The following is a 6,414-nucleotide window of genomic DNA, read 5'->3' on the forward strand; positions in this document are numbered from 1 at the left end:
AAGTCGTGCTATCCCGAACTCACATGTTCCGGCATACCAAGGCCACCGACCTTCTCAACTCGGGCGTCCCCATCCACGTCGGGATGCGCTACATGGGCCACAAATCGGCCAACATGTTCATGCACTACGCGCAGACCCTGTCGAAGACCCACGAGGCAGAATTCCTGCGCTACCGCAAGATCACCACAGACGGCAGGGAATACCAGCAGGACCCGCACGAGATGTACGAGGCCATCGCACTGTCTAAGCGCACCGACCGAGTTCTCCCTCACGGCTACTGCACCCTCCCGCCCCGGCAGACATGCGACAAAGGCAACGCGTGCCTGACATGCACAAAGTTCGTCACCGACGAGAGCTTCGAGCCAGTCTTGAGGCAGCAAATGGAGGCCACGGACGGGCTAATCGCCGAACGGCAGGAGGCACACGAGGCACGCTTCGGAGAACCCATGAGCCAGGAGAACATCTGGCTCAAAGGCCGGTTCCAGGAGAAGAACGCACTGTCCAAGATCCTCCACACGATCAGTGCGGTGCGAACCTCCGACGGAACCTTCACCCCGCTGCGCGGAGCCGGATCCCCGCAGGGACGACAGGAGGAGAATTGACCCGAACCAACTCCAAACCCCTCGCCGAAGCCACGCGGCGCCGCACACGGGCCGCCGAGGAAGCGGTCGCAGAAGCGATCACCAGAGCGGAGAAGGCCCAGATTCCGATCACTATCGCCGCAATCGCTTCCGCCGCCGCTGTCTCCACCGACTTCATCTACCGCCATCCCGTCCTCCGCCTGCGGGCCGAAGAAGTCCGCAAACGAAGTCAGCGAAGACCAAGACCGTACGCGACTGAAGCTGAAGACGCGCCCGAAGCAGCCAGCCCTCTGGTGCGCCGACTCATGCACCAGATGAAAGTCGAGCGGAAGAAACACCAGGACGAAAAAAACAGGCTCCATGCCGCCCTCGAAGCAGCGCATGGAGAACTGCTCCACCTCCGCCGCCGTCTTGAGGACAGTGAAAAGACCAGGCGTTCCTGACCGACGCTGATCGAGATCAGGACCTCGGCTCCGTCCCCAGCCGTCGCCTGAGCCTGTGGAGCGGATGCCCAGGGCGGTCGCGGGGAGGCTCGTAGACAAAGCTGGAGTAGTCGGGATGCGGGTGCTCCCGTTCGAACTCCTCTGCCGCCCGAACAGTCGGACACGGTGCGAGCAGCCCGCACTCACACGTGCTGTCGGACTCTGAATCCGTGTGCACGGCCATGACCGCGCTGAGCATCTTCTCCGCCCACTCGCGCCGCTTGTGCGACTGGTAAGACCGGTATTGGGACATCTTGTGGTCTTCGAGCGCGGTCTCTTTGTCCTTGGCGAACTGGCGTGCCTTGTCCATCGCCGACCGGGCTAGCCGGAGGGCACTGGTCGCATGGTCCTCCAGGGCTGCAATGCGCTCTGCGGCGCTTCCGTCGAGCTTGTGCTCTCCACAGTGTTGACAGCGCTTCGGGACAACGTGCGCGGTGCGCGGGCCTTTGAAAGCGAATTCCATTCCGCAGCACACGCAGGTCGCCTTGAGGTCGACCACGTCCTTGCCCGACATTCCCACTCCGTAGGGATTGCTCACGATACCCACCTTCGACGTCCCCTTTCGACGGATGACAGAAGGCTACTTCTTTGCACCGACAGTCACCGATCCGTTTCCGGGCGCACCATGCTCTGGTCGCGTCAGGTGCCCGCCCTGGATCGCTGGAGGGTCAGAGACTCCGGAGCTGAGCCCGGGCGGCTGCCCTGACGGACAGCTGGTGGGGTCATCGCCGCTCATCGTCCCCGCTGGTGCTCTGCAGCAGTGGCTACGGCGGTCCCCACTTCCGGGAGGCCCTGTCTTGAGTCCTGGCGGAGGGTTCAGTGCGAGGGCGACCGAAGCCCCGGTGGCGACCAAGCCGGCGAAAGCGAATTGCGCAGTTTTCGATCCAAACAGCCTGCTCACCGCGCAATCCCTACCTCGTTCGTAGGAGCTGTCATCGAAGGCGGCTGATCGCCGCCACGACATCTACACGCCCCCAAGAAGGGGTCCTGAATCGAACCGTCACACCGGTCCTGAATCAAGCTGCCATAGTCAAGTGGGGGTGAACAACGCGGTCCTGCTGCGCAGCACTGGCTCGGGCACTAGCGGGAGGAGCTCGTCACCGCCGCTGAGCGGACACGGATCATGGAACACGACACGCCGCGGTTGCCGGGTCGCCGGGTCGCCGAGCGAATGTCCCGTGGACGACCGTACACGGGACACAGAAGCTGGGGAGTGGACCATATGGAGATCTCCCGCGGGATTTGACTTGGCGAGGTCTTGTGTAGTCAGAGTCCGCTCCCGGTCGGCGCCCGCGAGTACCGGGAGCGGGAAGCTCTGTCGCCGTGGGTGCACCCAAGCTGCAAATTCGAGTACAGGCAAGTGTGGGTTGCCAGTCAGGCGACTTGAGAGAGTTAGCGGACAACCTTGCAGATTTCGGGAGGGGGACGTGATGCCCGAGGACCCGTCAGGACCTTGGCGGCAGCCCGACCAGGACATTCACCACTACGGGCATGACATGGGCAAGATGAAGGCTGATTCGGTCCCCGTCATGCCGGCACAAAGCACGTCGAGGAGTGCCCCGGCGCTTCCTGTAAAGGTGATCCTGTTCGCGTCCGCACTCATGTTCGTCGCGCTCGTGGCCGCAGAAATACTCAGGATTCGCCGATTGGGTGACGCGACTTTGGGCGTCATGGCGATGGTTCTGGGCTTCCTCATCTTCGGCCTCATCATGACCGTCGCGCTAATGGTCTTCCAGCGCAACCGGCGCCGGCGTCGCCTCCTTGTGGCGGAACGCAACCCCGGGGCGACGATTGCCACAATGGGCTGGAGCGGGCTGCTTCTACCTTCCTTCGTGACCTCCCCCGCACTGCTCAAGGGCGCGAACATGAAAGGTTTTGATGTCGATGTCGTCGCCGGCCCCGATGGACTGAGCTTCTGGCGCGGAGGGCGCAAGATCGTTGAGCTCGGCGCAATTCCCTGGGCAAGCCTTCGCTCCGTGGAACCAAGCCAGTTCCAGGCTGCGATCGGCTCGCGGCAGATCGAATCGGTGGTCTTCGAGTTCGACCACAACCCCACCCTTCAATCACCAATCACCCTCGTGCCGAATAAGGAATCGCCAGTACAAGTCGTAGATCGCCTGCTGGCCAAGCGCCCCTAATGGCCGCACTGCCACGTCGCGGAATCGAGACGCCCACGGCACTGCAAGCGCTCGTACTCGACTGCCCTGAATGGCCGTAGCGCCAGCCGGTCCGCCAACGACGCACCCCGCTTTCAGTCTCGCGAATCGAACGCATCGATGCCCGCTCGACTCGGCCACTTTGTGCTGCGGGAAATACGCCAGCGTCGTTACGAGTTGAGGCTCCTTGTTGTTGATGACGATGCTCGCCCTCTCACGTGGGTTTTGCTCGGCTAGCTAGACATCGAGCTTGCCAGACAATCCGGGCCCTTCACTACGCCCGGCGCGAATAGCTCTCGTCAGCGGCGTGAGCGGCAATGGCAAGTCGCCTTCGAAGAGGAGTTACGCGAGATCGGCAGTCACGACGCCGGATAAGAGGTGGTCGAGTTCGTACTTGGACGCCTCGGAGGCGGGGATGCCGTAGGCGGCCATGAGCTGGCGCTTGGCCGAGTCGGTGAGGGAGGCCGGCGGTCGCACGCTGGAGGTGTAGCCGCCCTTCCGGCAGATCGTGCTGGTGAGGGTCGAGGCCGAGACGGCGCTGTCCACCGCCCCGCGCGTGCAGTTCGGATCCGGAAGGGGCTCCTTCTCGGCGGTCCATCGCATATGGCACGAGCCGGGAGCCGGGATCGTCCCGTCGAGGCCGCCTGCGCTCCAGCCGTGCCCCTTGGCTACGATCGGGCCGCTCCCGCCTCCGATGGGTCTTCCCGGGGTCGCCGAGGACGCCGGGGCCTGCCCGCCTGTCACGGTGGGCCCTGCCATGGGGCCGGGCATCGCACATCCGGCGAGGACGAGCGCGAGCCCGGCTGCGGCAAGGACGGCCCTGGCCGTCTTTGGCTTAGGGAGGGTGCTCGTGCTCATTCCCCTCCCTACCGGTAGCCCTGTCGGGCGATGGCCTGCTGGGCTGCCTCGAGGTGTTCGCCCAGCTGGGCGGCCAGGGCCCCTGCCGCACGCAGGTGCCCTGCGGCTGCCGCGACGGATTCGGCCGGGTCCCGGCCGTCGTCCTCGTAGACGTCGTAGGCCTCCAGGGAGTGCTCCAGGCCGGCGGCGAGCTGTCGGAGGGCCTGGTCGAGCATGTGGCCGGTGGCGCCTTTGAGGTTGCCGAGCACCCGGTACACAGTGGGGGCGGGGTCTGTTCCGCTGGCGTGGCAGATCCCTCGGATGGCTTCGTAGGCGGCGTCGGCGTCCTGGACGACGGGCGGGGTGTCTCCGTTCATGCTGGGCTCCTTCGCGTGGGGTGTGCGCTGGGTACAGCGTAGGGTGCGGGGGCGACAGCGGGGCGCCCGGTCGCGCTGTCGCCCCTCGGAGCTCAGAACGGGGGTTCGGTGTCGGAGCCGCTCCCCCACCCCTGCGAGGCGGCGGGGGTGGCCCACGGGTCCTCCTGCGCTGGCCTGGGCTGGGCGGCGTCCTGGCCGGTGCGTCCTTCGGTTCGGCTCACGCGGGCTGTGGCGTAGCGGAGGCTGGGGCCGATCTCCTCGACCTCGAGCTCGACGACCGTGCGCTTCTCGCCCTCCTTGGTCTCGTAGGTGCGGGACTTGAGCCGCCCTTGGGCGATGACGCGCATGCCCTTGGTGAGCGATTCGGCGATGTTCTCGGCCGCCTCGCGCCAGAGCGAGGCGCGCAGGAACAGGGTCTCCCCGTCCTTCCACTCGTTGGCCTGGCGGTCGTAGCTGCGGGGGGTCGAGGCGATGGTGAAGTTCGCGACCGCTGACCCGGACGGGGTGAAGCGGAGCTCCGGGTCCTGGGTGAGGTTGCCGATGACGGTGATGGTGGTCTCTCCTGCCATGTCGTTCTCCTTGGTGTCGGTGTCCGGTGTGGTTTCGTTCTGGATGTGGTGGCGGAGCTCGTCGGCGAGCCTGTCGATCGCCTCCCGGTGCGCGGCAGCGACGCCGGGGTCGGTGAGGGACCAGTAGCGTGCGGCGTGCAGCTGCTCGACGGCATGCCGGAGGGCGTGGATCTGGGGGTGGCTGATCCCGGCCGGCCGGTCCGGTTCAGGCATGGGGACGGGTTCGCCGGCGAGCCAGGCGGCATCCCACGCCTCGAGGGGTTCCATCGCTCTCCCCCGCTCAGGCGGTCCGGCCGAGCGCGGCGGCGACCACGTCGATCTTCTGCGGCTGGAACCCGGACCAGTGGTTCTCGTCGTCGACCACGACGACCGTTATCTGAGGGTGCCGATCGTCTGTCATGCACGTGGCGATGGGGGCAGTGCGTTGCGATTGCGCGCGAGGTGAATGGCAGCGCAGGGGAAATAGGGTCATTTTCAGTCCTTGGTTTCGTATCAGTCTGGTTTGGTTCGTCTGTTCTATGACCTGCTGCTTCAAATCCTACCATTTATCCAAAGCATTAAAAGGTCTTTGGCAGCTATTTCGAGGATCTATTTTCGTCAATTTCTGTGTGGGAAATGGCAAGTATTCGGGGGTGCGTTCCGCGAGTCCCGCTGCCGATTCATCTGCTGATCACTCCGCATTCACAAGGTCATCTGCAGTCCTTCATCAATGCTGGCTACTTATGGAAGCGTGCCGATTCCTTCCTCTGCCTTTCGATTGAGCCGGGCCGTGCTGCGATCGGGCGCCGGCACCGCCCTGGTCATGGAAGGCCCCGACGGGGGCCTGCATGCCGAGGCCACGGAATGGCTGCGGTTCCTCGCCGCCGCTGGACGCTCGCCCAACACGATCCGGGCCTACGGGTTCCGGGTCGCCGCCTATCTGACCTGGTCGGCTGCCACGAGACGGGACTGGCGAGGGGTCGGGCTCTCTGACCTCGTCGAGTGGAAGATGGTGGTGCTCGGCGCCCCTGGCTCCTCCTACGATGGCGAGGCCAGGCCGAGGAAGTCCGGAACCATCAATGCGTGGATGACCGCCGTGGTCGAGTTCTACCGGTGGGCTGAAGCGTCCGGGGCGATCGGGCAGCGCCTGTCCGGGGTGGTGTACGAGGCCCGTTATATCACCGCGGGGCTCTATGGCGGCGAGCAGGGACGTATCCGGCAGGTGAAGGTTCCCGAGCTGCAGGTCAAACGCCGGGAAGAAGAGGAACCGCTCGAATGGATCGAATCCGAGCACGACAGGGTGAAGCTGTTGGCGCTCGGCCTGCCCTCCCGCGACAGGTTCCTGGTCGACCTGCTGTTCTTCACCGGGCTGCGCGTCGGGGAGGCCTTGGCGCTTTTCCGGCAGGACCTTCATCTCCTGGCCGAGAGCTCGG

At 65.0% G+C, this 6,414-nt stretch carries 8 protein-coding genes; 4 read left to right on the forward strand and 4 right to left on the reverse strand.

Annotation, left to right across the window (positions count from 1 at the left end; all coding sequences use genetic code 11):
• The coding region (locus tag LK10_RS12190; RefSeq protein WP_156144149.1) for a site-specific integrase at positions 1-602 on the forward strand (602 nt) is incomplete at its 5' end.
• Positions 599-1,024: a DUF6262 family protein gene (locus LK10_RS20910; protein WP_052207277.1), complete on the forward strand. Its 426-nt coding sequence runs from the start codon at positions 599-601 to the stop codon at positions 1,022-1,024. The genes LK10_RS12190 and LK10_RS20910, both read left to right, overlap by 4 nt.
• A 16-nt stretch (positions 1,025-1,040) precedes the next feature.
• Here the strand turns inward: LK10_RS20910 and LK10_RS12200 are convergent, their stop codons facing one another.
• A complete protein-coding gene (locus LK10_RS12200; RefSeq protein WP_156144150.1) occupies positions 1,041-1,601 on the reverse strand; it encodes a hypothetical protein in 561 nt (186 codons plus the stop codon).
• An 892-nt stretch (positions 1,602-2,493) separates the two neighbouring features.
• Here LK10_RS12200 and LK10_RS12205 point away from each other — a divergent pair.
• Positions 2,494-3,201, forward strand: a complete 708-nt coding sequence (locus LK10_RS12205; protein WP_043124067.1) for a hypothetical protein — start codon at positions 2,494-2,496, stop codon at positions 3,199-3,201.
• Positions 3,202-3,561: 360 nt separating this feature from the next.
• On the opposite strand, the gene LK10_RS12210 is transcribed toward LK10_RS12205, so the two are convergent.
• The 3 genes from LK10_RS12210 to LK10_RS22645 all read right to left on the reverse strand — a co-directional run bounded on the left by LK10_RS12210 (position 3,562) and on the right by LK10_RS22645 (position 5,269).
• Complete coding sequence (locus LK10_RS12210; RefSeq protein ID WP_052207278.1) at positions 3,562-4,077, reverse strand: hypothetical protein; 516 nt, start codon at positions 4,075-4,077, stop codon at positions 3,562-3,564.
• Positions 4,078-4,085: 8 nt separating this feature from the next.
• On the reverse strand, positions 4,086-4,433 hold the full coding sequence (locus tag LK10_RS12215) for a hypothetical protein (protein ID WP_043124069.1): 348 nt from the start codon (positions 4,431-4,433) through the stop codon (positions 4,086-4,088).
• A 92-nt stretch (positions 4,434-4,525) separates the two neighbouring features.
• Positions 4,526-5,269 carry a single-stranded DNA-binding protein gene (locus LK10_RS22645; RefSeq protein ID WP_231567753.1) on the reverse strand — a complete coding sequence of 248 codons (744 nt, stop codon included), beginning with the start codon at positions 5,267-5,269 and terminating at the stop codon, positions 4,526-4,528.
• Between the two features lie 463 nt (positions 5,270-5,732).
• Between LK10_RS22645 and LK10_RS12225 the strand changes: the two genes are divergently transcribed.
• Positions 5,733-6,414: site-specific integrase (locus LK10_RS12225; RefSeq protein ID WP_197061925.1), on the forward strand; the 682-nt coding region annotated here is incomplete at its 3' end.

This window comes from Sinomonas humi, assembly GCF_000802235.1.
GTDB classification, from domain to species: Bacteria; Actinomycetota; Actinomycetes; order Actinomycetales; family Micrococcaceae; genus Sinomonas; species Sinomonas humi.